The organism is Blautia sp. DFI.6.71 (genome assembly GCF_020593585.1).
GTDB lineage: Bacteria > Bacillota > Clostridia > Lachnospirales > Lachnospiraceae > Blautia_A > Blautia_A wexlerae.
In genome coordinates, this window is record NZ_JAJDMJ010000122.1 from 1 (window position 1) to 1,620 (window position 1,620).

Consider the following 1,620-nt stretch of genomic DNA (forward strand, 5'->3'; position numbering starts at 1 on the left):
GACCCCAATGTGGTCAACTTAAGCCCAGAACATTGATATTTCAATATTTCTGGGCTTATATTTTACACTTTTTTACCAAAATATCTTGACATATCCCCCTAAATATGTGGTTTATAGATTAAGCAATATTACGTTACCGGCGAAATATTTATCTATCCAATATCTAGGAGGTATGTCATATGGATCGAACCAACATCTGCAAAAATATTATCCAATCCATTAAAGATTATATCATGGATCCTGTTAAACTGGAACCCCATCGGGCAGAAAAACATTTCGTAAGAAAGAGAAAACTTACTCTTTTACATGTCATTATTTATCTTCTGTATTCCTCAAAGGCTTCCATGTTCCAGAATCTTTCCCGCATCCGGGATGATCTTTCTGCTCTTTCATTCCCTGACGTTTCCAAACAGGCTCTTTCCAAAGCACGCCAATTTATTAATCCTTCTCTTTTCAAGGAACTCTATTATCTTTCAGTTGACCTGTTTTACAAGCAGATCCCTTCCAGAAAACTATGGAATGGTTATCATCTCTTTGCTGTAGATGGTTCCAGAATTGAACTTCCCAATTCACAGTCAACATTCGATTTTTTCGGTGAGATGTCCAGTTTTCCTGACCCTGACAGGCGCTATACCATGGCACTGGCTTCTATTATTTATGATGTCCTTGATGATTATATTGTCCATGCTTCTATACATAAGTTCCTATCCTCTGAACGTGCAGCTGCACTGGAACATCTCAAAGTACTGGAAGATATGGGGATCCATACGGATAGCATTATTATTTTTGACAGAGGCTATTATTCTGAAGACATGTTCCGTTACTGTGTCGAACATGGCTATTTCTGTGTCCTGAGACTCAAAGAATGTCTCAATCTTTCAAAAAAATGCAGCGGTGATACCATCTCTGTCCTTCCAGGCAGTAAAAAAGAAGGGACTTCCGATCTTTCCATACGGGTCATAGAAGTAGTGCTGGATGATGGAAGCAGGGAATACCTTGCTACAAACCTGTTTGATCCTGCCATTACAAAAGATATGTTTAAGGAACTTTATTTTCAGCGCTGGCCGGTGGAATTAAAATACAAAGAATTAAAGAGCCGCTTTGCTATGGAAGAGTTTTCCGGTGCTACTGCAACTTCTATCATTCAGGAATTTTATATCAATATGCTTCTTTCAAATCTTGTTTCCCTTATCAAGAATGACGCAGATGAAGAAATAGACATCACTTCCAAAAGTTCCAATAAATTTCGTTATCAGGCTAATCGCGCATTTATCATCGGACGGATCAAGATCATCTTTCCAAAGATCCTCTGTGATCTGTCTAAACTCTCAGTTATTGAGAAGCTGTACAAAGAAGCTGTCCGGTGCCGTTCACAGATCCTTCCTGGAAGATCATTTCCAAGAAAAAAATTAAAGTCAAAAGGACGTTCACATTTTAGAAATAAGAAAGCTGCCTTGTAAATAAAAACACTGTTACATTTAAGCTCTATTTAAGTGCGCCTTTTTGGTGAATTTTCTAACTGGTTGAGGATTAATCCTGCATTTTTGCGGTAAATCATAGTATATAATTAGGATAAAATCTGACGATTTTCCTTAAGTTGACGGTAAATTGACCACATTG

1 protein-coding gene is annotated in these 1,620 nt (G+C 37.7%); it reads left to right on the forward strand.

Annotated elements, in window-relative coordinates; all coding sequences use genetic code 11:
• The first annotated feature begins 179 nt into the window (after window positions 1-179).
• Entirely contained in the window at window positions 180-1,460 is a 1,281-nt protein-coding gene (locus LJE12_RS19490; RefSeq protein ID WP_173722048.1) for an IS4 family transposase, read from the forward strand.
• The last annotated feature ends 160 nt before the right edge of the window (window positions 1,461-1,620 follow it).

What these genes read in the sequence shown, in the direction of transcription:
- LJE12_RS19490 (WP_173722048.1), top strand. Translation starts at nt 180, where the DNA reads ATGGATCGAACCAACATCTGCAAAAATATTATCCAATCCATTAAAGAT.